The 26,969-nt window shown below is 72.7% G+C and carries 22 protein-coding genes; 7 read left to right on the top strand and 15 right to left on the bottom strand.

Translation table 11 applies throughout. From position 1 onward, the window contains the following. Positions 1 to 3: 3 nt before the first annotated feature. On the bottom strand, positions 4 to 2,361 hold the full coding sequence (locus tag ACZ44S_RS24185) for an immune inhibitor A domain-containing protein (protein WP_466932368.1): 2,358 nt from the start codon (positions 2,359 to 2,361) through the stop codon (positions 4 to 6). 390 nt (positions 2,362 to 2,751) lie between these two features. On the opposite strand from ACZ44S_RS24185, the gene ACZ44S_RS24180 reads away from it, so the two are divergent. Next, positions 2,752 to 3,051: a hypothetical protein gene (locus tag ACZ44S_RS24180; protein ID WP_466932366.1), complete on the top strand. Its 300-nt coding sequence runs from the start codon at positions 2,752 to 2,754 to the stop codon at positions 3,049 to 3,051. A gap of 21 nt (positions 3,052 to 3,072) precedes the next feature. On the opposite strand, the gene ACZ44S_RS24175 is transcribed toward ACZ44S_RS24180, so the two are convergent. The 3 genes from ACZ44S_RS24175 to ACZ44S_RS24165 all read right to left on the bottom strand — a co-directional run bounded on the left by ACZ44S_RS24175 (position 3,073) and on the right by ACZ44S_RS24165 (position 6,837). Then, positions 3,073 to 3,729: an RDD family protein gene (locus tag ACZ44S_RS24175; RefSeq protein WP_466932364.1), complete on the bottom strand. Its 657-nt coding sequence runs from the start codon at positions 3,727 to 3,729 to the stop codon at positions 3,073 to 3,075. A 114-nt stretch (positions 3,730 to 3,843) separates the two neighbouring features. After that, positions 3,844 to 5,307: an RDD family protein gene (locus ACZ44S_RS24170; protein WP_466932362.1), complete on the bottom strand. Its 1,464-nt coding sequence runs from the start codon at positions 5,305 to 5,307 to the stop codon at positions 3,844 to 3,846. A gap of 114 nt (positions 5,308 to 5,421) precedes the next feature. Further along, positions 5,422 to 6,837 carry an FAD-binding oxidoreductase gene (locus tag ACZ44S_RS24165; protein WP_466932359.1) on the bottom strand — a complete coding sequence of 472 codons (1,416 nt, stop codon included), beginning with the start codon at positions 6,835 to 6,837 and terminating at the stop codon, positions 5,422 to 5,424. A gap of 103 nt (positions 6,838 to 6,940) precedes the next feature. Here ACZ44S_RS24165 and ACZ44S_RS24160 point away from each other — a divergent pair, with 103 nt between their 5' ends. Then, positions 6,941 to 8,353 (top strand): tetratricopeptide repeat protein, encoded by a 1,413-nt coding sequence (locus tag ACZ44S_RS24160; RefSeq protein WP_466932356.1) that lies wholly within the window; start codon positions 6,941 to 6,943, stop codon positions 8,351 to 8,353. Between the two features lie 169 nt (positions 8,354 to 8,522). Here ACZ44S_RS24160 and hppD read toward each other — a convergent pair whose 3' ends face one another. Next, positions 8,523 to 9,671 carry a 4-hydroxyphenylpyruvate dioxygenase gene (gene hppD, locus ACZ44S_RS24155; protein WP_466932354.1) on the bottom strand — a complete coding sequence of 383 codons (1,149 nt, stop codon included), beginning with the start codon at positions 9,669 to 9,671 and terminating at the stop codon, positions 8,523 to 8,525. A gap of 122 nt (positions 9,672 to 9,793) precedes the next feature. On the opposite strand from hppD, the gene ACZ44S_RS24150 reads away from it, so the two are divergent. The 5 genes from ACZ44S_RS24150 to ACZ44S_RS24130 are packed head-to-tail and all read left to right on the top strand — an operon-like array spanning position 9,794 to position 14,064. Beyond that, positions 9,794 to 10,264 carry an Lrp/AsnC family transcriptional regulator gene (locus tag ACZ44S_RS24150; RefSeq protein WP_030825456.1) on the top strand — a complete coding sequence of 157 codons (471 nt, stop codon included), beginning with the start codon at positions 9,794 to 9,796 and terminating at the stop codon, positions 10,262 to 10,264. 30 nt (positions 10,265 to 10,294) lie between these two features. Beyond that, positions 10,295 to 10,942: an ABC transporter permease gene (locus tag ACZ44S_RS24145; protein ID WP_466932351.1), complete on the top strand. Its 648-nt coding sequence runs from the start codon at positions 10,295 to 10,297 to the stop codon at positions 10,940 to 10,942. Continuing rightward, complete coding sequence (locus ACZ44S_RS24140) at positions 10,935 to 12,218, top strand: betaine/proline/choline family ABC transporter ATP-binding protein (RefSeq protein ID WP_466932349.1); 1,284 nt, start codon at positions 10,935 to 10,937, stop codon at positions 12,216 to 12,218. Before ACZ44S_RS24145 ends, ACZ44S_RS24140 begins: the two co-directional genes overlap by 8 nt. Then, a complete protein-coding gene (locus ACZ44S_RS24135; RefSeq protein WP_466932347.1) occupies positions 12,215 to 13,099 on the top strand; it encodes an ABC transporter permease in 885 nt (294 codons plus the stop codon). The genes ACZ44S_RS24140 and ACZ44S_RS24135 overlap by 4 nt, the downstream gene beginning before the upstream one ends. Then, positions 13,096 to 14,064, top strand: coding sequence for a glycine betaine ABC transporter substrate-binding protein (locus ACZ44S_RS24130; protein ID WP_466932345.1), 969 nt, complete (start codon positions 13,096 to 13,098; stop codon positions 14,062 to 14,064). Before ACZ44S_RS24135 ends, ACZ44S_RS24130 begins: the two co-directional genes overlap by 4 nt. Before the next feature lie 18 nt (positions 14,065 to 14,082). On the opposite strand, the gene ACZ44S_RS24125 is transcribed toward ACZ44S_RS24130, so the two are convergent. From ACZ44S_RS24125 to ACZ44S_RS24080, 10 genes are all read right to left on the bottom strand, one after another. Further along, positions 14,083 to 14,874 carry a S16 family serine protease gene (locus ACZ44S_RS24125; RefSeq protein WP_466932343.1) on the bottom strand — a complete coding sequence of 264 codons (792 nt, stop codon included), beginning with the start codon at positions 14,872 to 14,874 and terminating at the stop codon, positions 14,083 to 14,085. A gap of 395 nt (positions 14,875 to 15,269) precedes the next feature. Further along, positions 15,270 to 15,911 carry an IclR family transcriptional regulator gene (locus ACZ44S_RS24120; protein ID WP_190164163.1) on the bottom strand — a complete coding sequence of 214 codons (642 nt, stop codon included), beginning with the start codon at positions 15,909 to 15,911 and terminating at the stop codon, positions 15,270 to 15,272. 277 nt (positions 15,912 to 16,188) lie between these two features. After that, complete coding sequence (locus tag ACZ44S_RS24115; protein ID WP_466932341.1) at positions 16,189 to 17,988, bottom strand: DEAD/DEAH box helicase; 1,800 nt, start codon at positions 17,986 to 17,988, stop codon at positions 16,189 to 16,191. Positions 17,989 to 18,103: 115 nt separating this feature from the next. Beyond that, positions 18,104 to 18,478, bottom strand: a complete 375-nt coding sequence (locus ACZ44S_RS24110) for a type II toxin-antitoxin system death-on-curing family toxin (protein ID WP_466932339.1) — start codon at positions 18,476 to 18,478, stop codon at positions 18,104 to 18,106. Further along, complete coding sequence (locus ACZ44S_RS24105; RefSeq protein WP_466932337.1) at positions 18,475 to 18,675, bottom strand: hypothetical protein; 201 nt, start codon at positions 18,673 to 18,675, stop codon at positions 18,475 to 18,477. Before ACZ44S_RS24105 ends, ACZ44S_RS24110 begins: the two co-directional genes overlap by 4 nt. A 41-nt stretch (positions 18,676 to 18,716) precedes the next feature. Next, the gene (locus ACZ44S_RS24100) at positions 18,717 to 20,183 is read right to left on the bottom strand and encodes an MFS transporter (RefSeq protein ID WP_466932335.1); all 1,467 of its coding nucleotides are present in this window, start codon (positions 20,181 to 20,183) and stop codon (positions 18,717 to 18,719) included. 95 nt (positions 20,184 to 20,278) lie between these two features. Continuing rightward, entirely contained in the window at positions 20,279 to 21,457 is a 1,179-nt protein-coding gene (locus ACZ44S_RS24095) for an SUKH-4 family immunity protein (RefSeq protein ID WP_466932333.1), read from the bottom strand. A gap of 251 nt (positions 21,458 to 21,708) precedes the next feature. Beyond that, on the bottom strand, positions 21,709 to 24,024 hold the full coding sequence (locus tag ACZ44S_RS24090) for a xanthine dehydrogenase family protein molybdopterin-binding subunit (RefSeq protein ID WP_466932331.1): 2,316 nt from the start codon (positions 24,022 to 24,024) through the stop codon (positions 21,709 to 21,711). Then, the gene (locus ACZ44S_RS24085) at positions 24,021 to 26,006 is read right to left on the bottom strand and encodes a 2Fe-2S iron-sulfur cluster-binding protein (protein WP_466932329.1); all 1,986 of its coding nucleotides are present in this window, start codon (positions 26,004 to 26,006) and stop codon (positions 24,021 to 24,023) included. Before ACZ44S_RS24085 ends, ACZ44S_RS24090 begins: the two co-directional genes overlap by 4 nt. Then, positions 26,003 to 26,896 carry an FAD binding domain-containing protein gene (locus tag ACZ44S_RS24080; protein WP_466932327.1) on the bottom strand — a complete coding sequence of 298 codons (894 nt, stop codon included), beginning with the start codon at positions 26,894 to 26,896 and terminating at the stop codon, positions 26,003 to 26,005. Before ACZ44S_RS24080 ends, ACZ44S_RS24085 begins: the two co-directional genes overlap by 4 nt. Positions 26,897 to 26,969 lie beyond the last annotated feature (73 nt).

Below are 26,969 nucleotides of genomic sequence, written 5' to 3'. Positions count from 1 at the left end.
TATTTACCTGCCGGCCGGACGGACCTCGAGCTCGATCGTCGAGCCGTCCCGGGCCTCCTTCAGGATCTTGATCTTCGTGTTGGTGTCAGTGATCTTGACGCTGCCGCCGGGGTTCTGCTCGTCGTAGTAGGTGTTGGTGCGGTCGTTGAAGACCGACACACCCTTCGACGAGGGGATCCACTTGGCGACGTCCGCCTTGTGCAGGGTCATGCCCTCGGTGCGGAACTTGCTGAACGTGGCGTCGTAGGTCTGGATGCGGTTGCGCATCACCGTGCCGTCGGCCCACTTGAGGGCGGTCGGGTGCGAGTCGATCGGAAGGATCAGACCCGTGCCCGGGTGCTGGCTGGTGTTGTTGTCCGCCTGGGAGGTGTCCCACTTCCAGATCAGCAGACCGTTCTGGTACGCGAAGTGCTCGACCCAGTCCGGACGGGACGTGAAGCCGAAGTTGTACGGGCCGACCTCGAGGGTCTTGTCGTACGACACGTACTGGCGGTTCTCGGCGATGTAGTACTGCGCGTAGTCCTTGGTGAAGGACGCGCCCTGGCGGGTGAAGCCGTTCGCCGTCCAGGCGTCGTCCGCGGTCTCGACGTTGTCGGAGAAGACCGGGGCGCCGTCCGCCGTCACCGTGATCGCGTCGGCCGTGAAGCCCTTCTGGGCCACGCCGCCGTCGGTCTGGTAGCGGAAGCGCAGGTCGACCTTCTTGCCGGCGTACGCGTCGAGGGAGTACGCGAACTTCTCGTAGCCGTCGAGCGTGCCGTGCAGGGCGGGCTTGTCGCTGCCGTCGCGCGGGATCGGCCGGCCGTCGACCGTACCGTCCACGGCGGTCCAGTTGGCACCGCCGTCGGTGGACACCTCGGTGTAGAGGTAGTCGTAGTTGGCCTCGATGTCGTACCAGCCGTCGAAGGTGAGCTCGGCGGACGACGTGCCGGTCAGGTCGACCGAACGCGTCAGCGTGTTGCGGAGGTCGTCACCGCTGCCGCTCCACCACTGGGTCTCGCCCTCGGCCGGCTCGATGATCTCGGTCGTGACGGCCTTCTTCGGCAGCTCGACGACCAGCGCCTGCTTGTGCTTGGTGTTGTACTCGGCAACACCCAGCTTGTGCCAGGAGTTGACGCCGGCCTTGGCCGTGTCGTAGTTCAGCCAGCCGAGCTGGAGCTTGTCCCAGGCGGTCATGTCGCCGGGCAGGTCGCCGATCTCCTTCTTCCCGGTGCCGAGCCAGGAACCGGAGGACATCAGCGTCCAGTAGCCGGTGGAGTTCTCGCCGCCGGCGGTGTCGTAGAGGTCCGGCAGACCGAGGTCGTGGCCGTACTCGTGGGCGAAGACGCCGAGTCCGCCGTTCTCCGGCTGGATCGTGTAGTCGCCGACCCAGATGCCGGTGGAGCCGATCTGGGTGCCGCCGAGCTTGTTCTGCTCGGGGCCGGTGGCGCCGGCGTCGGTGCCGAAGGCGTACCAGCGGTGGGCCCAGATCGCGTCCTCGCCCTGGGCGCCGCCGCCGGCGGACTCGTCCTCACCGGCGTGCACGATCTGGAAGTGGTCGATGTAGCCGTCGGACTCGTTGAAGTCGCCGTCGCCGTCGAAGTCGTAGCGGTCCCACTCGTCGAAGCGGGCGACGTCCGCCTTGATCTGCGCGTCGGTGCGGCCGGCCGCCTTCTGCTGGGCGACGTAGGCGTTCAGGCCGTCGCTGACGACGTTCCACACGCTGGGGCAGTTGCTGTCGCCGCAGGCGTTGTTGCCGTAACGGGCCTCGTTGTAGGGGACCTTGACCCAGTCGGAGACCTCGCCCTCGACCGAGTAACGGCCGGAGGACTGCTTCTCGTAGTAGGTCTTGACCGAGTCGACGCCCTTGCCGGAACCGAAGTACAGATCCTCGAAGTGCTGCTGGTCGTAGTCCTCCTGCCAGGCCGTGGAGTTGTCGACCTTGCGGTCCGGCTTGGCTATCTGGTTGTGCAACGGGCCCGGGGTGCCGCCGTAGCGGCTGTCGATCTCGTCGCCGAACTCGACCAGGATCGTGAAGATCTTGTCGGTCTTCTCGCGGCCGAGCTCGACGTACTTGGCGTCGCCCTTCTTGCTCTTCAGCTGGACGACCTTCGAGCCCTCACGGTCCTTGACCTTCGTCTTACCGGATATGACCTGGTTGAGGGCTTCCTCGCGCTGGGCCTCCTGCGTCTTGGACAGCGGGCCCTCGAGGTCGTGCTCGACGTGGTTGTGCTCGGCCGGGTCGTGCCGTTCCACGGCACCGGGACGGTCGGCCTTGTCAGCCGTGTCCGCCTGGGCCACGGTGAACGCAGAGCAGGTGGCGGTAACCGCCGCGAGCGCAACACCTGTCGCGGCCGCTCTGAACGTCCAGGGTCTACTGGTCACTTGAGATCCCCTCCCGCGTGCGTACGCGCGGACGAAGGAGGTTCCCCTAATGGAAGGTCCCGCGCGCACGTGATCAACGCGTGTAGTCAAGTGACGACATTTGACTAGAGGTTCGGCAGAAAAAACAGACCTTGACTTGGACAGTTCAACTGCACTATGCGGAGCCCTGGTTCGCTTTCCGGACACATCCGCGCGAAACCCCGGCGGGCGCGTGCAACCGTCCACTTGATGGACGCCATGACTCCGTGCGCCCCCTGTGCACCGGCCCTGTCGGTTAGGTCACGCTTACTGTCCGTTCCCCTCGGGCACGCTCGCGGTTAGAGTCGCTTGGCGGAAAGCCCTTGAACCGGTGGAAAGCCAGGCCGACAGCCCCCGACTTCCGAGGACACGATGGCCATGCCCCGTCCTACTGTCGCTCAGCTCGCTTACGGTTCGTGCGCCGTGATCTTCGCGACGTTCGCCATGCTGTTGTTGTCCGGGGCGACATCGCCCCTGGCCATCGCGGTGATCGCCGTCTCGGCACTCGCCCTCGGACTTCTGGTGGCCATGACGGCTCCGCTCCTCGCACCCCGGCGGCGGCCCGTCGCGGTGCAACGGCCCGCGGCCGCGCCGGCGCCGGTCCGGGCGACCGTCCCCTCCCCGGTCCGGGAGAAGGTGCGGGAGCCGGTGCACGAACGGGCCGCGTCCTGACGGCTCCGGTCGCCTCCCGCCTCATCCGGTGCTGACCACCACGGTCCGGGCCGCCTTGTCGTGCAGCCCCTGTTTGTAGGGCCGGTCGAAGAAGCTCCAGCCGCCCGCGATCGCGGTCCAGATGCAGGCGCAGCAGAACGCGAACGGCAGCCACAGCACGGCCGCGCGGGTCAGCGCGGTCTGCATGGAGGGGTTCGAGCCGTCGGCGAGGTCGGCCACCCGCATGCGCAGCCACTTCTTGCCGAGGGTCTGGCCGGAGCGGGCGGTCATGAAGGTGTCGTAGGCGATGAAGAGCACGGCGGCGATGACGGACTGCGCGAAGCCGTTGCCGACGTTGACGTCGTTTCCGTCGACGGTGTACTCGGCGACCCCGAACGGCAGCGTGAGCAGCACCACGACGGCGCCGACGAGGACCATGTCGATGATGCGGGCCAGCGTGCGTCTGCCGCTGTCGGCGAGCGGGGGCATGCCGGCGAGCGGATCGGAGGCCCCGGGGGTCCCTCCGTACGGGCCTCCCCCGCCGTAGGGCTCGCCGCCTCCTCCGTACGGGCCCTGGCCGGGGGTGTCGTACGGGGAGCCCGGCCCCGGGGCTCCGGGGCCGCCCGGTGGGGGTTGCTTCTTGAACGGGTCGTCGTCCGGCGGCTGCCGACCGGAGCCGGGGGGCGGTTCGGTGGTCATGCCCCCGAGTCGACCGTGAACGCCCCGGGGCCGCATCCGGCGAGCGGCCGTCCGGAGTACCGGGCGTGCGCGGTACCGGCCCCGCACGCACCGGACGTGCGGCCGGGCCCGGGCTCAGCCGGCGACGAACGTGTGCGCGGCCTTGTCGTGCCAGCACTGGCGCCACGGCTTGTCGAACAGGCACCACAGGACGCCGACCACACCGACGACGAGCAGTCCGGGGACGCTGTAGACCAGCCAGCGGCGCAGCGCCGCGCCGAAGCCCGGCGCCTCGTGCCCCTCGATGTCCCGCACGTCCAGACCGAGCAGCTTCTTGCCCAGGGTGCGGCCCCACTTGACGGTCGGCAGCACCTCGTAGAGGACGCCGGCCAGGAGGAAGACGGCCAGGACGATGCCGAGGTGGACCGAGGTGGTGCCGTCGAGCAGCCACACCGTGACGGTCTCGCCGGAGAGTTTGGCCGCCTCGATCTTCGCGTCGATGTGGTCCATGGCCTTGATGCCGAGCGGTACACCGGCCGTGGCGGTGACGGCACCGAGGACGACGGTGTCCAGCAGCCGGGCGGCCAGCCGCTTGCCGAGCGGGGCGGGGCGGGCGGCTGCCTGGCGGCGGGCGGCGGCCTGGAACGGGTCGTCGACCGGCGGCTTCCACGGCGCGACGGGCGGCTCCTCCCCGCCGGCGAGCCGGTGCACCTGCTGCGCCCAGGAGGACTGCCCACCGCCGGGGCCGCTCGTCAGGGGGGCGGAGCCGGCAGCTGCGGAGGCGGGCGCAGGGGCGGCGGAGGCGGACGCCGCGGGCGCGGCGGGCCGGGCCGGGGCGGGGGTCTGCGGCGGCACGGCCGGGGCGGTCGCCTGCTGGGGGCCGGACGGGGCCGGGGCGGAGGCGGCCGGGGCGGAGGCGGCCGCGGCACGAGCGGCGGCCGCCTTGCCCGCGCCGAACCCGGGCCGTCCGGTGGCGGAGCCGTCCTGCTGTCCCGTGCGGGTGACGGCGCGGAAGGTCATCGTGCCCTCGTCCTCGCCACCGGCGTCGGCCGCCTGGCCGGCCGCGCCCGCGGGCCTGCGGAAGACGAAGGTGCCGTCGGCGGCCGGGGCCGGGTCGGGGGCGCTGGAGGCGCCCGCGGCCGCGGTCTCCGGTGCGGGCGCCGCGGGCGTGTGCGGCACCCGCGGGTCGGCGCCCCAGGAGACCTTGCGGTCCTGGTCGCCGCCGAAGCCGGACTGGCGGGAGCGGTCGGCGCCCCAGGCCGAGGCGGGTTCGGGCCGGCTGCCGTGCTGGGACTCGGCCGGGGACGGAGCCGGGGACGGCGACGGAGCCGGGGACGGCGCGGGCGCCTGGGCGGCCGGGGACGGTTCGTCGACCGGGTCCTCGTCGAAGAAGTGCGGGCCGGTCTCCTCGACGGAGGGCCGCGCCGGACCCGCGCCGGGCGGCGGCGCGAGCGGCTCGCCGTCCTCGGGGGCCGGACGGCTCGTGCCCGGGACCCAGGAGGCACCGTTCCAGTACCGGACATATCCGGGAATGGACGGGTCCGGGTAGTACCCTTCGCGGGGCCTGTCGTCACCGGGGGCCGGGGTAGGGGCACTCATTCCGTCGTCCCGTATCTGCTCGAGGGGTGGGTCGGGGGGAACCACATCTATCAGACGAGCGGGGACCTGACCGCCCGTCCGGCCGGACCCCACCCCTTTCGGGCACCTTCGCGGTCAGAAGAGCTTGCCGGGGTTCAGAATGCCGAGCGGGTCGAAGGCCTTCTTGACGGCCCGCTGCATCTCCAGTCCGACCGGACCGAGTTCGCGCGCCAGCCACTCCTTCTTCAGTACGCCCACCCCGTGCTCGCCGGTGATGGTGCCGCCGAGTTCCAGACCGAGCGCCATGATCTCGTCGAAGGACTCCCGGGCCCGCTGCGACTCCTCCGGGTCGGCGGCGTCGAAGCAGACCGTCGGGTGGGTGTTGCCGTCGCCCGCGTGCGCGACGACACCGATGGTGAGCCGGTGCTTCTCGGCGATCCGCTCGACTCCGTCGATGAGCTCGCCGAGTTTCGAGCGGGGCACGCACACGTCGTCGATCATCGTGGTGCCCTTGACCGCCTCCAGCGCGACCAGGGACAACCGCCGGGCCTGGAGCAGCATCTCGGACTCGGTCGCGTCCTCGGCCGGGACGACCTGGGTGGCGCCGGCCGCCTCGCACAGCGCGCCGACGGCGGCCAGGTCCGCCGCCGGGTCGGTGGTGTCGAAGGCGGCCAGCAGCAGCGCCTCGGTGGTCTCCGGGAGCCCCATGCGGGCCATGTCGTTGACGGCCTTGACCGTCGTGCGGTCCATGAGTTCGAGGAGTGAGGGGACGTGGCCGCCGGCCATGATGCGGCACACGGCGTCGCAGGCGGCGGCGCCGGAGGAGAACTCGGCGGCCAGCACCAGCTGCTCGGGCGGCTTCGGCCGCAGCGCGAGGACCGCGCGGACGACGATGCCGAGGGAGCCCTCGGATCCGACGAACAGACGGGTCAGGTCATACCCGGCGACACCCTTGGCGGTGCGGCGGCCGGTGGACATCAGACGCCCGTCGGCGAGCACGACGTCGAGCCCGAGGACGTACTCGGCCGTCACCCCGTACTTCACACAGCACAGCCCGCCGGAGGCGGTGCCGATGTTGCCTCCGATGGTGCACATCTCCCAGCTGGAGGGGTCCGGCGGGTAGGCGAGACCGTGCTCGCCGACGGCGCGGGAGAGGGTGGCGTTGACGACGCCGGGTTCGACGACGGCGATCCGGTCGACTGGGCTGATCTCCAGGATGCGGTCCATCTTCGTCAGGGAGAGCACGATGCAGCCGTCGGTGGCGTTGGCCGCGCCGGACAGGCCGGTGCGGGCGCCCTGCGGGACGACGGGGACGCGCAGCTCGGTGGCGGTGCGCATGACGTGCTGGACGTGTTCGACCGTCTGCGGCAGGACGACCACGGCGGGGCTGCCGGCCGGGCAGAAGCTCGCCATGTCGTTGGCGTAGGAGACCGTGACGTCGGGGTCGGTGAGGACGGCCTCGGGGGGCAGTCCGCCGAGCAGCCGGTCGACGAGAGGGCCGGCCGCCACCGTGCCTTCGTCGCGTCGCGCTTCGATACGGCTCATGATCACAGCGTCGCACCCGGGGCCATCGGTGTGAACCCCACGCGGGCAGCCGCGTCACACCGGGGTGTGATGATCGTACGTACGCGGTGCGTGACGCACAGTGTGCGCCATGACTGTGTGCGCCATGGACGACAAGCCGCGTGAGCCCCGGCGGAGGGTGCGCGGCCGCGCGCTGATCGCCTCGGCCGCCGGGTGCGCCGTGCTGGGCGGGGTGCTTGTCCTCCTGCCGTGGGAGGAGGAAGCACCGCCCGCGCCGACTCCGGAGGCACGGGCGCTGGCGGCGGTCACCAGCGGGGTGCCGGCCGCGCTCCCGGATCTGGCGGCGCTGGTCGAGGAGCGCGAACGGCATCTGAAACGGCAGCCGAAGGACGCCCGGGCCTGGGCGGTGCTCGGGGCGGCCCGGGTGGAGCAGGGGCTGCGGCTCGCGGACCCGGCGTACTGGTCGCGGGCCGAGAAGGCGCTGCGCACCTCGCTGAAGGTGCGGCCGAAGAGCAACGCCCCGGCGCTGCGCGGGCTGGCGGCGCTGGCGAACGCGCGGCGGGACTTCGCCGAGGCGCGCGAGTGGGGGGAGGCGGCGCGGAAACTGGAGCCGGGGCGGTGGACGACGTATCCGCTGCTGATCGAGGCGTCCGCCGGGCTCGGGGACGACGAGGAGGCCGGGAAGCTGCTGGAGAAGCTGAAGGAGCTGCGCTCCGGTCCCGCGGTGATGGCGCGGGCGGCGGCGGTGTACCGGGACAAGGGCTGGCGGGAGGACGCGGCGGCGAAGCTCGCGGACGCGGTGTCGGCCGCCGGGGAGCCCGCCGAACGGGCGGCGTATCTGGAACGGGCCGGGCAGCTCGCCTGGGAACGCGGTGACCGGGAGGACGCGCTGCGGCAGTTCCAGGAGGCGGTGCGGATCGACCCCGAGCAGCGGGCGGCCCAGGCGGGGCAGGGCAGGGCGCTGGCGTCACTGGGGCGGATGACGGAGGCGCTGAGCGCGTACCGGGTGGCGCTGGCGAAGCATCCGCGGCCGGAGTACGCGCTGGAGCTGGGCGAGCTGTACGAGTCGCTGGGGCTGAAGCAGGCGGCGCGGGTCCAGTACGGGGTGCTGCGGGAGCGGGTGCGGGCGGCGGCCGCGCACGGGGCGGACGAGGAGGTGGTGCTGGGCCGCTACGAAGCGGACCACGGGGATGCGGAGGCTGCCGTGCGGCGGCTCCGGGCGGAGTGGAAGCGGCAGCCGTCGACGGAGGTGGCGGACGCGCTGGGGTGGGCGCTGCACCGGGCCGGCGACGACGAGGAGGCCCTCCCGTTCGCCGTGCGGGCGACCGAGGGGACGCAGGGAGGCGGCGTACGCAGTGCGCTGTACGTGTTCCACCGGGGCATGATCGAACGTTCCCTGGAACGGTACGGACCGGCCCGCCGGCACCTGAAGGAGGCCCTGCAGATCAACCCGTGGTTCTCCCCGCTGCGGGTGCCGCAGGCGAAGGCCGCCCTGAACCGGCTGGGCGAACCCTCCGTCCAGGCCGGCCCGGAGTCCGACTAGGCCCCCGCGACGCGACGCCACCAGCGCAGCTGCGGGCAGTCGTGCCTCCCCCAGTGCCTTGAAGGCCTGGGAGGTGCCCCCAGGGCGGCACGACTGCCCGCGGATCGCGGCGGTGGCCGGGCGGGGTTGCTGCGGCGGCCGGCCGTGGGGAGTCGTGGCTGTGGGTGGGTTACAGGTTGCCGCGCTTGGCCTGCTCTCGTTCGATGGCCTCGAAGAGGGCCTTGAAGTTGCCCTTACCGAAGCCCATCGAGCCGTGGCGTTCGATGAGTTCGAAGAAGACCGTCGGCCGGTCCTGGACCGGCTTGGTGAAGATCTGCAGCAGATAGCCGTCCTCGTCGCGGTCGACGAGGATCTTCAGCTCGCGCAGGGTTTCCACCGGCACCCGCGTCTCGCCCGCCCACTCGCCGAGGGTGTCGTAGTACGAGTCGGGGGTGTCCAGGAACTGGACCCCGGACGCCCGCATCTGGCGCACGGTCTGCACGATGTCGTTGGTGTTCAGCGCGATGTGCTGGACGCCGGCACCGCCGTAGAACTCCAGGTACTCGTCGATCTGGGACTTCTTCTTGGCGATGGCGGGCTCGTTGATCGGGAACTTGACCTTGAGCGTGCCGTCGGCCACGACCTTCGACATCAGCGCGCTGTACTCGGTGGCGATGTCGTCGCCCACGAACTCCTTCATGTTCGTGAAGCCCATGACCTTGTTGTAGAACTCGACCCACTCGTTCATCCGGCCGAGCTCGACGTTGCCGACGCAGTGGTCGATCGCCTGGAAGGAGCGCTGCGCCGGCGGCTCGACGATCGGCGCGGCGGCGACGTAGCCGGGCAGGTAGGGGCCGTCGTAGCCGCTGCGCTCGACCAGCGTGTGGCGGGTCTTCCCGTAGGTGGCGATGGCCGCCAGCACGACCGTGCCGTGCTCGTCCTTCAGCTCGTACGGCTCGGCGACGGAGCGGGCGCCGTGCTCGATGGCGTACTCGTACGCGGCGCGCGCGTCCGGGACCTCGATGGCGAGGTCGACGACGCCGTCGCCGTGCGCGGCCACGTGGTCGGCGAGGAAGGCGCCCCACTCGGTGGACTGCTTGATCACCGAGGTGAGGACGAAGCGGGCCGAGCCGCTCTCCAGGACGTAGGAGGCGGTCTCGCGGCTGCCGTTCTCCGGTCCGGAGTAGGCGACCAGCTTCATGCCGAAGGCGGTGGAGTAGTAGTGCGCCGCCTGCTTGGCGTTGCCCACGGCGAAGACGACCGCGTCCATTCCCTTGACCGGGAAGGGGTCGGCCTGCCGGGTGGTCGCTGCGGGAGTGTGGTCTGTGGTCTGCGTCATAGGTGCAGGGTGGGCCAGCCCTGCAAGGTGCGCAATACTTCTCCCGTTCGCTGGGCAATGTGTCCAGTCGGATGCCCGTGGACGCGGGCTTTCTGTGCAGGATGACCATCGGGGAGGGCGGTATGGCGATCGATCATCTGGACGGCCGGATCATCGTGCTGCTGGCGCGGGAGCCGCGCATCGGGGTGCTGGAGATGTCCCGGCGGCTGGGCGTGGCGCGCGGAACCGTGCAGGCCCGGCTGGACCGGCTTCAGTCGAACGGAGTCATCCGCGGATTCGGCCCCGAGGTGGATCCGGCGGCCCTCGGATACCCGGTCACGGCGTTCGCCACGCTGCAGATCCGGCAGGGTCAAGGGGCGGACGTACGGGCCCACTTGGCGACCGTGCCGGAGGTGCTGGAGCTGCACACCACCACCGGTACCGGGGACATGATGTGCCGGCTGGTGGCTCGCTCCAACGCCGATCTTCAACGGGTGATCGACCGCGTCGTCGGTTTTGATGGCATCGTCCGGGCCTCCACGGCGATCGTCATGGAGAATCCCGTTCCGCTGCGGATCATCCCGCTGGTGGAGCAGGCAGCGCTCGGCGAGTGACCCGACCTGGCCGAGCTGGGGTGAGCACGTGTGAACTTCTGGGAGTACCTGGAGAGCCGGCACCAGCAACTGCTCATCGACGCCTACCAGCACGCCAGCGTCGTCTTCCAGTGCATGGTGGTGGCGACCGTGCTCGGTGTGCTGATCGGGGTGGTCACCTACCGCAGTGAGTGGGCGGGCAACCTCGCCACGACCGCGACCGCCACCCTGCTGACCATTCCGGCGCTGGCCATGATCGGTCTGCTGATCCCGATCGTGGGGCTCGGCGTGCCGCCGACCGTGATCGCGCTGACGCTCTACGGGCTGCTGCCGATCGTGCGGAACGCGATCGTGGGCCTGCGCGGGGTCGATCCGTCGCTGGTGGACGCGGCCACGGGCATCGGCATGTCGCGCACCGCCCGGCTGGCGCGGGTGGAGCTGCCGCTGGCCTGGCCGCCCATCCTGACCGGCATCCGGGTCTCCACGCAGATGCTGATGGGCATCGCCGCCATCGCCGCGTACGCCTCCGGGCCGGGCCTGGGCAACCTGATCTTCCGCGGGATCGCCTCGCTGGGCAGCAAGAACGCGCTGAACCAGGTGCTCGCCGGCACCCTCGGGATCATCGTCCTCGCCCTGCTGTTCGACGCCGCGTACGTCCTGATCGGGCGGCTGACCATTCCCAGGGGGATCCGTGCCTAGTTCTGTCGCCGATTCCGCGCCCGGTCCGGATCCGTCCGGGACGGAGCCCCGTTCGGTCGGGGCGACCATCGAGCTGGAGGGGCTGACCAAGCGGTACCCGGGCGGTGCGCTGCCGGCCGTCGACAACGTCACCATGGACATCGCGGAGGGCGAGACGGTGATCCTCGTCGGCCCCTCGGGCTGCGGGAAGTCCACCCTCCTGAAGATGATCAACCGGTTGATCGAGCCGACCGCCGGCCGTATCCGCATCGGCGGCGAGGACGTCACCGACATGGACCCGGTCCGGCTGCGCCGCAAGATCGGGTACGCGATCCAGGCGAGCGGGCTGTTCCCGCACATGACGGTGGCGCAGAACATCGCGCTGGTGCCGAAGATGCTGCGCTGGCCGGCGGCCCGGGTGCGGGCGCGGGTGGAGGAGATGCTGGACCTGGTCGGACTCGACCCCGGTGAGTTCCACGGCCGCTATCCGCGTCAGCTCTCCGGCGGCCAGCAGCAGCGGGTGGGCGTGGCGCGGGCGCTGGCGGCGGATCCGCCGGTGCTGCTGATGGACGAGCCGTTCGGCGCGGTGGACCCGATCACCCGGGACCACCTCCAGGACGAGCTGATCCGGCTCCAGCGGGAGCTGCACAAGACGATCGTCTTCGTCACCCACGACTTCGACGAGGCCATCAAGATCGGCGACCGTATCGCGGTGCTGCGCGAACGGTCCCACATCGCGCAGTTCGACACCCCGGAGGCGATCCTCACCAACCCCGCCGACGACTTCGTGTCGGGCTTCGTCGGCGCCGGGGCGGCCCTGAAGCGGCTCAACCTCACCCGGGTGCGGGACGTGGGGATCACCGACTATCCGACGGTGAGCGTCGACGACCCGCTCCAGGAGATCTTCACCAAGCTCCGCTCCGGCGGCGTCAACGAGGTGCTCGTGCTCGACAAGCGGGGCCGGCCCTACAAGTGGCTGCGGCGCGGCGACATGATGCGCGCCAAGGGCTCGCTGGCCCGCGCGGGTCAGCTGGTGCACGACACGGTGACCCGGGACGCGACCCTGCGGGACGCACTGGAGGCCGTCCTCACCGACAACACCGGCCGCGTCCCGGTCACCGGGCGGCGCGGCGCGTACGAGGGCGTCGTGGACGTGGAGACGCTGATGAACTCCGTGCACGAGCTGCTGGAAGCCGACCGTCTCGAAGCGATGGACGCCCAGCACGACCTCCAGGAGCAGCGGGCCGCGCAGACCCACGCGGAGCAGGAGGGCTTCGGCGGGGAGGCGAAGGCGTGAAGGGCTCCACTTCCGGATCTGCCGGCTCCTCCGGGCGGCGGCCCGAGGGCGAGCACGAGGTGCGGGGACTCATCTTCCGGGACGACAGCGGCGGACAGTCCGACGAGGAGCAGGACACTCCCCCGCCGGCGGCCGCGCGGCGCCCCCGGGTGACCTGGCAGAAGCTGACCTTCCTGCCGGTGGTGCTGATCGCCGTGCTGCTCGCGACCTGGCTGTGGTTCGAGCAGGCGGAGCTCGACGCGCTCACCCGGAACGCCCTGTCGGACGGTCAGGTGTCCAAGGCGCTGTGGCAGCACATCGAGCTCACCGCGATCTCCACGTTCTTCGTGCTGATCATCGCGATCCCGCTGGGCATCCTGCTGACCCGGCGCATGTTCCGCCGGGCCACCCCGGCCGCGATGGCGTTCGCCAACATGGGGCAGGCCACCCCCGCGATCGGTCTGCTGGCGCTGCTGGTGATCTGGCTGGGCATCGGCCGCAGGGCCGCGCTGATCGGCATCATCGCCTACGCCGTGCTGCCGGTGCTGTCCAACACCATCGCCGGTCTGCGGGCCAACGACCCGACCCTGCTGGAGGCGGCGCGCGGCATCGGCATGTCCCCGCTGGGGGTGCTCACCCGGGTGGAGCTGCCGCTCGCCGTCCCGCTGATCCTCGCCGGGGTGCGGACCGCGCTCGTCCTGAACGTCGGCACGGCGACGCTCGCGACCTTCGGCGGGGGCGGCGGTCTGGGCGTGCTGATCACCACCGGGATCACCAGCCAGCGGATGCCGGTGCTGATGGTGGGCTCGATCCTCACCGTGGCGCTCGCCCTGCTGGTGGACTGGCTGGCCTCCCTGGCGGAACTGCTGCTGCGGCCGCGGGGTCTGGAGGCGGGGCCATGAGACGAGTCCGCCTCTTCCCGGCCGTCGCCGCCCTGCTCGTGCTCGCCGCGGGCTGCGGCCTGACCAGCGGGTCCCCCATGGTCGACGACGTCGAGCCGGGCTCGATCGGGCAGGGCAAACCCCTGGAGGGCGCGAAACTCACCGTGACCTCCAAGGAGTTCACCGAGCAGCTGATCCTCGGGGCGATCATGGGCATCGCCTTCCAGGCGGCGGGCGCGGAGGTCGTCGACCGCACCGGCATCCAGGGCTCGGTCGGCTCCCGCGAGGCCGTCGTCAAGGGCGAGGCGGACGCCGGCTTCGAGTACACGGGCACGGCGTGGATCACGTACCAGGGCAACAGCAGGCCGATCCCCGATCCGCGCGAGCAGTGGCTGGCGGTGCGGGAGGCGGACGCGAAGAACGGGGTGACCTGGCTGGAGCCGTCGGAGCTGAACAACACCTACGCCCTGGCCATGAACCAGGCCAACTTCGAGAGGTACGGCACGCGGACCCTCTCCGAGGTGGCCGAGCTGGCGAGGACCGACCCGGGTGCGGTGACGCTGTGCGTGGAGGGCGAGTTCGCCAACCGCGCGGACGGGCTGCCGGGCATGGAGAAGGCGTACGGCATGGACATCCCGGCGGGCAACGTCACGCAGATGGACACCGGGATCATCTACACCCAGACGGCCGAGGGCGCCTGCACGTACGGCGAGGTGTTCACCACCGACGGGCGCATCAGGTCCATGAACCTCGTGGTCATGGAGGACGACAAGAAGTTCTTCCCCAACTACAACGCGGCGCCCACGGTCAACACCGACACCTTCGAGGAATGGCCGGCCATCGCCGACGTCCTCGCCCCGGTCACGGCGAAGCTGGACAACAACGTGGCGCAGACCCTGAACGCCAAGGTGGATGTCGACGGGGAGGACCCGCACCAGGTGGCGCTGGACTGGATGGTGGAGGAAGGGTTCGTCAAGGAGGGCTAGCCAGCGGGCGGCGGCCGGCTAGCAGCCGGGGACCTTGCCGGTGCCCTGCTCCAGGGCCATCAGGGCGTCGACGGCGCCCTTGAGGGTGGTGACCGGGATGAGGCGCAGACCCTCGGGGAGTTCCGCCTTGGCGTCGGCGCACTCGGCCTTCGGCACCAGGAAGACGGTGGCGCCGTCCCGCTTGGCCGCCTGTGTCTTCAGGGGGACGCCGCCCACGGGGCCGACGGTGCCGTCCTCGTCGATGGTGCCGGTGCCGGCGACGACCCGGCCGCCGGTGAGGTCGCCGCCGCTGCCGTCGCCGTTCAGCTTGTCGACGATGCCGAGGGAGAACAGCAGGCCGGCGCTGGGGCCGCCGACGTCGGCGAGCCTCAGGGTGACCTCGATGTCCTCGTCCTCGAGGTTCAGGTGGTTCAGCGCGGCCCGGGTCGCCTCGTCCTGGGACTCCTTCATCTGCTTCCGGTTGAACTGCTCGATCTCCTCGACGCTGTCGCCGCTGGGGTAGACCGAGTCACGGGGCATGACCGCCTGGTCGGTGCTGAACCAGCTGTCGATCACGTCCGGGAGGTCGACGCGGGTGTCCGGGGAGGTCGCCTCGATGGTGGTCATCCGCAGCTGCCCGGTGGTCTCCCGCACGGGTGCGCCGGAGATGGTGATGACCTGCTCCCCCTTGTTCTCACCGAGGACGTCCGCGGTCATCCCGGGCTGCGCCACGGAGAAGGGCAGCGGCGCGAAGCCGGCGGTGGCGAGGAGGGCCACGACGGGGGCGGCGAGGGCGGCGACCTTCTGGGGACGCGTGAGACGAGAGAACACGGTGCCAATCTAACCTGCCGCCGCTGCGGGCAGTCGTGCCGCGGACCCCCACACCGCAGCGCCGCCGCCGCTGCGGGCAGTCGTGCCGCTCGGACGCCGCCGCTGCGGGCAGTCGTGCCGCGGACCCCCACACCGCGGCGCCGCCGCCGCTGCGGGCAGTCGTGCCGCAGGGCGGCACGGGTGGGCGCAGCGGCATCCGGCAAGCGCCGGCGAGCGAGGCTCACCCCCGGCCGAGCAGCGCACCGGTGCTGATGTACCCGGGGGGAGGTGGCGCAGCCCGGCGCCGACGGGGTGCCGTCGCGCCCACCCGTGCCGCCCCAGCGGCACGACTGCCCGCGGATCGCGGGAGGGCGGCGGCGGGTGGTGGCACCGGCTGCCTGCAGCTGCGGGGGCGGTCAGCGGAGGGCTTCGGCTACTTCTCTGGCCGCGTCCATGACGCGCGTTCCCACCCGCTCCGGTACGACGTCCGCCAGCATGACGACGCCGACGCTGCCCTCGACCCCCGTCACCCCCAGCAGCGGCGCGGCCGCGCCGCACGCGCCCGCCTCCAACTCCCCGTGCGTCAGCGTGTACCCGGGGTCGTCGGCCGTGTGCTGACGGGCGGACAGGATCGCCTTGCCCGCGGCCCCCCGGTCCAGCGGATGCCGGAACCCCGCCCGGTACGCCACGTGGTAGTCCGTCCAGGACGGCTCCACCACGGCCACGGCCAGCGCCTCCGCCCCGTCCACCAGCGTCAGGTGCGCGGTCGCGCCGATGTCCTCCGCCAGCGACCGCAGCGCCGGCATCGCCGCCTCCCGCACCAACGGGTGCACCTGACGCCCCAACCTGAGCACACCGAGCCCGACACGGGCCCGTCCGCCCAGATCACGGCGTACGAGGGCATGCTGTTCCAGCGTGGCGAGCAACCGGTACACAACGGTCCGGTTGACGCCCAGTTTGTGGGAAAGCTCGGTGACGGTCAGCCCGTGATCCGTGTCGGCGAGCAGTTTGAGGACCCGTAGTCCTCTGTCGAGCGTCTGGGAGGTCTCCGCGGTCACGACGCCCACTCCTTAGTGGTGAGGTCGGCGGCCCTCTCGCGGCGGATGCGTCACCGAGTCCCGTCGGTCACGCGCTTCAGAGGCCGCCGATCGGCCGGCGGCCCGGCAGTCTCCCGGGCACAGTCGCTTCACGGCTGCGCTCCGCGGCGGCGCTGCCACGGGGCGTGTGCGTAGCGGGGACAGTAGCGATCCGGTTCGGTGAGCGGAAGGCTCCGTCCAGAATCCGGGCACTCTCGCCGAGAAGTGGTTCCGTTTGTCCCCATACGCACACCCGGGATCACCGCATGCGCGTGGCCCACTCCTGCACCTTTTCGATCCGCTGGCGCAGCTGTCCCGCCGTGGCCTCCGCCGAGGGCGGGCCGCCGCAGACCCGGCGCAGCTCGGTGTGGATGACGCCGTGCGGCTTGCCGCTCTGGTGGACGTAGGCACCGACGAGATTGTTGAGCCGCTTGCGCAGCTCCATCATCTCCTTGTGGGAGACCACCGGCCGCCGCTCGGCGGGCAGTTCGAGGAGGTCGGCCTCCTCGGCGGGCTTCTTGCGGCTGTGCGCGATCTGCCGGGCCTGCCGCTTCTGCAGCAGCAGTTGCACCTGGTCGGGTTCGAGGAGTCCCGGGATGCCCAGGTAGTCCTGCTCCTCCTCGCTGCCGGGGTGGGCCTGCATGCCGAAGTCGGCGCCGTTGTACGTCACCCGGTCGAAGACGGCGTCGGACTCCAGCGCCTCGAAGGGCAGCATGTCCTGCTCGCCGGTGTCCTCGTCCTGCTCCCGGTTCGCCTCCTCCATCTCCTTCTCGGACTCGGCGTACGGGTCCTCCTCGCCCTCCTTCTTGGGCTTGTCGAGGACGTGGTCGCGTTCGCGCTCCATCTCGCCCGCGAAGCCGAGCAGGTCCGGGATGGTCGGCAGGAACACGGACGCGGTCTCGCCGCGCCGCCGGGACCGTACGAAACGGCCGACGGCCTGGGCGAAGAACAGCGGCGTGGAGATGGTGGTGGCGTACACGCCGACCGCGAGGCGCGGTACGTCGACCCCCTCGGACACCATGCGGACGGCGACCATCCAGCGGTCGTCGCTGCCGCTGAAGTCGTCGATCCGCTTCGAGGCGCCGGTGTCGTCGGACAGGACGACGGTGGCACTGTGACCGGTGATCTCGCGAATCAGCTTGGCGTAGGCCCGCGCGGAGTCCTGGTCGGCGGCGATGACGAGGGCGCCGGCGTCCGGGATGGCCTTGCGGACCTCGGTGAGTCGCTGGTCGGCGGCGCGCAGCACGGCCGGCATCCACTCGCCGCGCGGGTCGAGCGCGGTGCGCCAGGCCTGGCTGACGGCGTCCTTGGTCATGGGCTCACCGAGGCGGGCCGCGATCTCGTCGCCGGCCTTGGTGCGCCAGCGCATGTTGCCGCTGTACGACATGAAGATCACGGGACGCACGACGCCGTCCGCGAGCGCGGAGCCGTACCCGTAGGTGTAGTCGGCGGACGACCGCCGGATGCCGTCGTCGCCCTCCTCGTACGTCACGAAGGGGATGGGGTTGGTGTCGGACCGGAACGGCGTACCGGTCAGCGCGAGCCGTCGCGTGGCCGGCTCGAACGCCTCCAGACAGGCCTCGCCCCAGGACTTGGAGTCACCGGCGTGGTGGATCTCGTCGAGGATGACGAGGGTCTTGCGCTGCTCGACGCGGTTGCGGTGCAGCATGGGGCGCACGCCGACACCGGCGTACGTCACGGCGATCCCGTCGTACTCCTTGCCGAGCGGGCCCGCGCTGTACTCGGGGTCGAGCTTGATGCCTATCCGCGCGGCGGCCTCGGCCCACTGCTTCTTCAGATGCTCGGTGGGCGCGACGACCGTCACCTGCTGCACGACGTGGTGGTGCAGCAGCCAGGACGCCAGCGTCAGCGCGAAGGTCGTCTTGCCGGCGCCGGGCGTGGCCACCGCCAGGAAGTCCCGGGGCTGCGCCTGGATGTACTTGTCCATCGCCCCCTGCTGCCAGGCGCGCAGCTTGCCGGCGGTACCCCAGGGGGCACGTCCGGGAAAGGCCGGGGAGAGGTGGTGCGAGTGGGACGCGGAGCTGGCGGTGGTAGTCACGATCTCCGTGGGGTGGTCGGGCGGCGCGGTGCGTATGACAACCGGGCCACCCTACCGATGGCCCGGCGGTGTCAACGCCGGTACGGGGCCGCCTCGCCCGAGGGTGGGACCCACATCACAACCGTCTCAGCCGCTCCGCGATCTTCGGCACCTCACCCTCCGTACCGGAGGCCACGTCGACGACCAGCGCGTACGCGGTGTCCTGGTCGGCGGTGACGAGGTCGACGCCGTTCACGGCGAGGAACGTGGCGGTGGCCAGCCACGCGGTGCGCTTGTTGCCGTCGACGAACGGGTGGTTCGTCGCGATGGCGTGGAGCAGGGCGGCAGCCTGCTCGTACCGGTCCTCGTACGCCGAGGTGCCGAACATACGGGCTCGCGGCCGGTGCACGGCCGAGGCCAGCAGGCCCGGCGCCCGTGTCTCGGGCGGCTGCCCGCCGAAGGCGACCTCGGCGATCGCGGTGACCTCGTCGACGGTGAGGTGCCGAGTCATGCGCCGAGCCTCCTCAGCAACTCGGCGTGCTCCCGCGCGATGTGCTCGGCGACGGCACGCACCCATGTGCCCTCGGCGTGCAGGTGGCGGCGCAGCGCTTCCTGCACGACCTCCTCCGGACCGCGGTCCTGCGCGTCGGCAAGGTCGTGGAGAGCCTGCCGTACGGCAGGGTCGAGGCGGATGACGAGTTCGGACATGCCGGAATGCTACTGTCCGCGCCCCCACGGCTACGAACGGTTTACACCTCACGCTCCCGCACCCGCGCCGCCACCCACGCCCCCGCCAGGGCCACCGCCGCCATCGGCAGGAACACCGCGACGAAGGCGGCCGGGTGGGAGCCCGTGGCCTCCGTGGCGGCATGGCTGACCGTGCCGCCGCCCAGGGCCGCGAAGGCCGCTCCCCCGGCGGCCAGCAGCAGCACGTTGGAGAGGCCGTCGGAGATCTGCAGGGCGGCGGAGTTGGTGCCGGCCTCCGCGGGGGCGGAGAGCTGGAGCAGCAGGACGCTGGTGGAGGAGATCACCAGGCCCATGCCGAAGCAGCCGAAGGCCCAGGCGACCGCCACCGTCCAGGCCGGCACGGCGTCGATCAGCACGCTGGGCGCGGCGGCGATGGACGCCGCCACCAGCACCATGCCGAGGGTCATCAGGCGTTCGCGGTACGGCTCCAGCCGGGGCCGGGACTGCACCCAGGAGCCCAGCGCCCAGGTGCCGCCGCCCGCCGCGAGCGAGAAGCCGGCGAGGGTGGGGCTGAGGCCTCGCTGGGTGACCAGCATCAGCGGGACGAAGGACTCGGCCGCGATGAAGGAGCCGGCGGCCACGCCGCGCAGCAGCACGACAGAGGGCAGTCCGCGCGCCGCCCGGTACGTGCCGCGCGGGAGGAGGCCGAGGACGGCCGGGACGAGCAGGGCCGCACCCAGTGCGCCAGGCAGCAGCGACACCCAGCGCAGGTCCTGCGCCGCGTACTGGAGGAGCCCGGCGCCGAAGGAGATCGCCAGGGCCAGCCGGATGCGGCGGCGGTCGAAGGAGGCCGGGGCGTCGCCCGGGTCCTGGTCGACCGGGCCGGACGCCAGGCGCCGTATCTGGGGCAGCGCGAGCGCCAGCGGGAACACCACGAGCACCGGTATGCCGAGGAACACCCAGCGCCAGCCGATGTGCTCCGTCACCGCGCCGGACGCGAGCGGGCCGACGATCGACGGCACCACCCAGCTCGCCGCGAACGCCGCCATGATGGCCGGCCGCAGCCGCTCCGGGTAGGCGCGCCCGACGACGACGTACAGCGCGACGATCACCAGCCCGCCGCCGAGCCCCTGCACCGCCCGCCCCAGGATGAACAGCCACATCGCGCCCGCCGTCCCGGCGAGCAGCAGTCCGGCCGCGAAGGAGGCGATGCCCCAGGTGAGCGGCGCGAGCGGGCCCCGCCGGTCGGACCACTGGCCGGACAGCACCATGCCGAACAGGCTGGTCGTGAAGTACCCCGAGAACGCGAACGCGTACAGCGCCACCCCGTCCAGCTCCCGCGCCGCCACCGGCATCGCCGTGCCGACGGCCGTCGCCTCGAAGGCGATCAGCAGCACCACGGAGACGACCCCGATGCTCAGCGCCCGGTAGGGGCGGCTCAGTACGGTCTCGTCGGGGGCGGCGCCGGCCGGGGCGAGGGCGTCGGCGGGCTCGGCGACATCGGTGTCGCGCGGGTTCGGGGTGGTCATGCTCGCCAGCGTAAGGGCCACGGCATGGTTTGACCCCTGTCGGGGGTCGTGACCGGTACCGGGACCTTGGTCGTAGGACCGGGTCCGCCCGGTCGCTAGAGCACCCCGCCCGCCTCGTCCTGGAAGAGCTCGGTCCAGTAGTGCCAGTCCGCGTCGGCCGTCGTGCCCGTGGGGTCGATGGAGGACAGGACCTGGATCATCGTCAGCGCCAGCTGGTCGTAGGTGTCGGTGGTCAGCGTGTGGCCCGACTCCTCGTCGATGGAGCGCTCGCGGTGCAGCAGCCAGAGCGTGAAGGCGAGCGTGGAGATGTCCGTGTTCAGGGGGTGGAGCACCGCGTCCGGCTCGTTCCAGCTGAACACCGCGCCGGTGGTGCCGTCGACGAGCAGGCTGTGGTCGTCGACCAGGTGCCCCAGGCGTATCAGGCGGTCGGCCCGGGCGGGGGGCAGGCCGGCGGGCAGCGCGCCCCGGCAGTCGTCGGCGTAGTACTCCGCGAGCGTGCGCAGCGGCAGGTCCGTGTCCAGGGAGAAGAGGAAGCCGTCCTCCGGCAGGCCCGTCTCGCGCAGGAAGCGCCGGGTCGGCTCGTGCGTGAGCGTCGCGGGGAAGTCGACCTCCTCGAAGCGGACCACCGCGCCCCGGCCGAACGCGTCGTCCAGGAGGCGGACGGGGAGGTCGAGGGAGAGGCCCGAGGCCGTGCCGGGGCCGGCCACCAGGGCCAGCGGGCGGATCAGCGCGGCCATCCGCCAGAACGGCGCCGGCGCCCCGTCCACGCCCTCCTCGAAGATCGCCAGCAGCTGCCGGGAGGCCTCCGCGACCGCCTTGGTGCCGTACCGGCCCGCGTAGGCGGCGAACTGGCCGCGCAGCCCGGCCAGCTCGTCCGTCGCCGCGGCGAACCGCACCAGTGTCGGCAGGGACGGGGCCAGCGGGCGACGGTCCATCAGATCGGGCCGGTCGTGGAAGAAGTACGTCGTCGAGACCTCGCCGGTCGCGCCGTCGAGCAGCACGGACTCCGTCTCCAGGCCCCCGGGGCCGAGCAGTCCGCCGATGACCAGCTGGTCCCGCAGCCCGGCCGGGAGCCGGCCGTCGGCATCGCCCGTCGAGTCGGCCACGGTGTGCGGGCCGCCCCGTGCGAGCTCCGCGAAGCTGAACAGGCCGCTGTCCGCGGGCAGTCCGGGGCCCGTCAGCCAGCTGCGCGTGGACGCGTGCGTGATGAAGGGATCGAGGTCGGCGTCGGCGAGTGTGATCGCCCCTGCGACAACGGTGTCGGTCCTGCTCATGATTCCCCCGCGATACGTGTGCTCGGTCCCGGGCCCGCGAACGCCCCGCCCCGGGCTGGACGGCCTGCCCTTGCGGACCCGACGGCCGTCCCCACTGACCGGAACACTACGCGCCACCACTGACAACGCCCCCGGTCCGAGGGCGCGCCGCATCCGGCGCCCCTCACCACACAAGACGCGCCGGCAACCGCTTGCGTTGCCTTTCCCGCGGGAAACAGTCGCCTTCCTCCCGGAAAACGACCGGACGGGTCTCAGTTCCCGGTGACCACCGCGGCCTGCGGACGGATCGGCAGCCGGTTCACCGGGCGGCCGGTGGCGGCCCGGACGGCGGAGGCGATGGCCGCCGGCGAGGTCACCACCGGCACCGCGCTGACCGCCTTCGCGCCGAACGGCGCGACCACGTCCCGCTCCTCGACCAGCTTCACGATGTGGATGTCCGGCGCGTCCAGCGCGGTCGGCAGGGCGTAGCCGGTCAGGTCGGGGTGGCGGACGAGGCCGCGCGGTGTGCGCAGGTTCTCGGTGAGCGCGGCGCCCAGGCCCTGGGTCACGCCCGCCTCGATCCGGGCGTTCAGCTGCGCCGGGTTCAGCACCCGGCCCACGTCCTGGGCGACCGCCAGTTCGACGACCCGGACCGAGCCGAGCTCGATGTCGACGTCGACCACCGCGCGGATCGCGCAGAAGGACATGCCGACGAAGGCGTCACCCTGGCCGGACTCGTCCAGCGGCTCCGTCGGATGCGGACGGCACTGGGCGGTGGCCCACAGTTCCTTGCCCTCCATCGCCTCCGTGACGGTCGTGGACAGCACACCGTCGTACGAGGTGATCTTGCCGTCGGTGATCTGGAGCAGCTCGGTGGACATGCCGAACTTGTGCGCGAGCGGCTGGAGGAGCTGGGTGCGGACCATCTTCGCCGCGCGTTCCACGGCGCCGCCCGAGACCCAGGTGTGCCGGCCGCGGCAGCCCGGTCCTGCCGGGGGCTGGTCGGTGTCCACGGGCACCACGTGCACCTCGTCGATGCCGAGGGTCTCCTGGACGATCTGCCGGGCCAGGGTGGAGAAGCCCTGTCCGGTCTCCACGGCCGCGCACAGCACGGTCGCCACGCCGCCCTGGACCCGCACGGTGGCCGTGGACACCTCGTCCGCGCCCTCCGCGCCGAGCATGTGCACCATGCCCAGGCCGTAGCCGACGCCCCGGCGCACCGCGCCCGGTTCGCCCGCGCCCTCGGGGCCGCCGGGCAGCAGCCACTCGTCCTCGGGGGTGTCCTTGGGCAGCGGCGGCAGCGGGAAGTCCCGCACGGCCTGGAGGAGTTCGGCGACCGGTGCCGGGCAGGTGACCGTCTGGCCGGTGGGCAGGACATCGCCGGTGGCCATGACGTTGCGCAGGCGCAGTTCCGCCGGGTCGACGCCGAGCTTCTTGGCCAGCTTGTCCATCTGCGCCTCGTAGGCGGCGCACACCTGCAGGGCGCCCTCGCCGCGCACATGGCCGGAGGGCGGGTTGTTGGTGCGCACGGCCCAGCCCTCGATGAAGGCGTTGGGGACGACGTACGGGCCGCAGGCGAAGGCGACGGCGGCGGCCAGGGCGTCGGAGGAGGTGTCGGCGTAGGCGCCCGCGTCGAGCAGGATCTGCGCCTCGACCTTGACCAGCCGGCCCTCGGCGTCGGCGTGGTGGCGGTAGCGCAGCAGGGTGGGGTGGCGGTGGGTGTGGCCGAGGAAGGACTCCTCGCGCGTGGCGGCGAGTTTCACCGGGCAGCCGGTCCTCAGCGCGAGCAGCCCCAGGGGGAGCTGGAAGCTCTGGTCCTCGCGGTCGGCGGTGGCGCCGGGCACCCCGGTGACGACGATCTTCACCCGGTCGGGTTCCAGGCCGAACGCGGCGGCGGCGGTGTCCCGGTCGCCGTGCGGGTCGGTGGACGCCAGGTACAGCTCGACGCCGCCGTCCGGGCGGGGCACGGCGAGACCGGCCTCGGCCCCTATGGGGGCCGGGTCCTGGCGGCCGATGCGGTACAGGCCCTCCACGACGATGTCGCCGGCCGCGTCGGGGTCGCCGTGGCGCAGCGGGATGTGCCGGATCAGGTTGCCGTCGGGGTGCAGCGGTTCGGCCTCGAAGGCCTGCTCGGGGTCGGTCACCGGGTCGAGCACCTCGTACTCGACGATCACGGCTGCGGCGGCCATCCGCGCGGTGTCGGGGTGGTCGGCGGCGACGGCGGCGATGGGCTCGCCGTGATGGCGCACGACCTCGGAGGCGAAGACCGGGCGGTCGGCCTTGCCGCGGCCGTGCACCGGGGCGCCGGGGATGTCCTCGTGGGTGACGACCGCGCGGACGCCGGGCATCTCCCGCGCGTGGGTGGTGTCGATGGAGACGATGCGCGCGTGCGGGTGCGGGGAACGCAGCACGGCCGCCCACAGCAGGCCCTCGGCCCACAGGTCGGCGGCGTACGGGAAGGTGCCCTCGGTCTTGGCGCGGGCGTCGGCGGCCGGGAGGGAGGCGCCGAGTCCGTGCGGGAGCGGCTCCGGCTCGGGGGCGGCCTCGGCGGCCTGCGCGGCCGGTGCGGTGGCTGCTTCGTTGCTCACGCCTGGCCTCCGTCCTGGCCGTAGGGCTGGTCATGGGGTTGTTCAAGGGGTCCCGGGCCGCCGAAGGCCGTCGGGTTGACGCCGCCCGCGCCGGGGCCCGCCTGGTGCGGGATGCGGGGCGCGTCGGTGTCGCCGTCGGAGCCGGACTCGGCGTCGTCGGCGTGCGCCTCGCGTTCGGCGACGACCTCCTTGACGGCCTGCACCACGCCCCGGTAGCCGGAGCAGCGGCACAGATTGCCGCACAGGGCCTGGCGGGTCTCCAGGTCGGTGGGCGCCGGGTTGCCCTCCAGGAGGTCGTGCACGGTCATCGCCATGCCCGGTACGCAGAAGCCGCACTGGACGGCGCCGCACCGCGCGAGCGCCCGCTGCACGTCCGAGGGCCGGCCGTCCTGGGCCAGTCCCTCGACGGTGCGGACCTCACTGCCGGCCGCCGTGACGGCCGGGACCAGGCAGGACGCCACGAGCCGCCCGTCGACCTGCACGTTGCAGGCACCGCACTCGCCCTGCGAGCAGCCGTCCTTGGCACCGGCCAGGCCGAGCCGCTCGCGCAGCACGTAGAGCAGCGACTCACCGATCCAGGCGTCGGTGACGGGCCGGTCGGTGCCGTTGACGCGGAGCACGTAGGAGGCGAGGGGGTGGTCGTCGTGCGGGGAGCTCACCGTCGCCGGTTCGGCTGCGGCGTCCGGTTCGCCCGAAGTGTCAGGCTCCGTCCCGGTGTTGCCGGCGTCCTCCGCGGGCGCGCCGTCGTCGGGGGCCGCCCCGGCCTCCGCCCGGGCGTCCCCGGCGTGGTCGGCGGAGGGCTCTGACGGGCTTCCGGCGGCCTCGGAGACCTCGTCGGCACCCTCGGGCGTCCCGGAGGCCTCACCGGCCTCGGAACCGGCCTGTACGGCGTCCTGGGCGCCGGGGCGCGGGTGCTCCCGGAGGCCGGGTTCCCGGGGCTCGGCGGGGGCACCGTCGGCGGCCTCCGCGCCGGGGCGCCACCGGGGCTCGGCCTGGTCGTCGGCGGGCAGTGGCCGGGGCGTGCCGGACGACCGGGGTCCGGCGTGGGCCGGACCGTCGGCCGGACCCGGGTCCCAGGCCGCGTCGGGGTGCGCGGGCTGCCCGGGACCGTGGTCCGGCGTACCGGGTGCCTCCGCGTCCGGCCACCCCTCAGCGGGTCCGGGCCGCCGGCCGTCGTACCCGGGGCCGTCGGAGCGCCGCGGGGCGGCGAGGTCCTCACCCCGGCCGGATCCGCCGTACGGCCCCGCGGCGTGCGAGGGCCGGCCGGGACCATCGCCGGGCGCGTGGGGGCCCGCGCCGCCGCCGGGCTCGCCGTGCGGCCGTGTCGCGGCGTCCTGCGGCTCCCGCGCGGGGTCGTGCTCGCCCTGCTGCTCCGGGTCCTGCGGGACACCGGGCACGCCGGGGCCCCACGGCCGGCCGATGGACTCGGTGGTGGCCCAGGGGGCCGAGGCACCGCCCGGGAGGGTGGCCGGAGGCGTGCCCCCGCCCCACTGCTCGACCAGGGAGGACGTGGTGAACTCGCCCGATTCGTCCGGCAGGTCGCCGTCGGCGACCGGGATGGACCACTGGCCGGTGACGTCCTGCCCCGGCGCGGGGTTCTCCGCGGCCGCGGCCTCCTCGAAGTTCCACTGCCCGGTGGCGCCCGGGTGGTACGCGAACCGGTCCCCCGGCGCCGCGTCCCCCTCGGGGGCCTCCGGCTCGTGCCACTGCGCGCCGTCGACGGGCGCGCCGGGCGCGGCCCAGCTTCCGGTGGCCGCCGGGTCGGTGCCCGCGGTGGTCGCGGGGGCGACCGTTATCTGCGGCGGCACATAGCCGTGGCCGGGCGCGGCGAGCGGGCTCTCCATGGAGTCGAGCAGGGCGTCGATGCCCCCCTCGGGGAGGTTCACGAAGGCCGTGGCGCCGTCGTCGTAGTCGCCCTGGGGCAGCGGGTCCCAGCGGCTGCCACCGGGGGGCGTGCCCTCTCCGTGCTGGTCGTCGGTCACGACAGTGCCCTCCCCAGTGCTCGTCGGGCCAGCGCGGCGACGGTGCGCCGCAGGTGCAGTACCGCGGGCGGAAGCGGTGGGACGGTGCCGTCCTCGCCCGGAGCGGCGTCGGGGATGCAGGCCGCGGCGACGTACTCCCCGAACGCGGTCAGTGCCTCGGGCACGATCGCGCGGTTGTTGTCCCAGTCGATGAGCTGCGCGACCCACTGCTCGGCGTCCAGGGGCCGCAGCGGCATCGGCGCGATGGCGCCCACCGCGCAGCGCACCCCGCGCCGCGCGGGGTCGAGCACGAGGGCGACGGAGGCGACCGCCCGGCCGGGTCCGGTGCGTCCGGTCGCCTTGAGGAAGACCTGGGGGGCGTGCAGCAGCGGCACGCGCACGTAGCCGATGAGCTCGCCGGGGCGCAGCAGGTCCATTCCGGCCAGCAGGTGCGACACCGGGACCTCGCGGCGGGCCCCGCCCGGGCCGGCGACGACCAGCGTCGCCTCCAGCGCGGCCAGCACGGGCAGCGCGTCCCCGGTGGGGGCGGCGGAGGCGATGTTACCGCCGAGGGTGCCGGCGTTGCGGATGTGCGGCGGTCCGGCGGCCCGCGCGGAGGCGGCGAGCGCCGGGATGAGGGCGGCGAAGTCGGGGCGGCCCATGCGCGCGTGGGTGAGTCCGGCGCCGAGCAGCGCGTGTCCGTCCAGGTACTGCCAGCCGCGGATCTCGCTGATCCTGCCGAGGCCGACCAGTGCGGCGGGCCTGAGCTGCCCGGAGTTGACGGCGGCCATCAGGTCCGTGCCGCCCGCGACGGGCACGGCGGCGGGCATGGCCGTGAGCGCGGCCACGGCCTCGTCCAGGGTCGTGGGCAGCGTCACGGCCTGCGCCGCCTGCGGTGCGTGCGTGCTCAAAACCGGCTGCCCCTTCCCGCTGCCCCACCTGGTCCCACCCGTGCGCCGTACGGTACGTGCTCACAGGGCGGAC

The organism is Streptomyces malachitofuscus (assembly GCF_055571035.1).
This window is presented reverse-complemented; position numbering and strand designations above follow the sequence as displayed.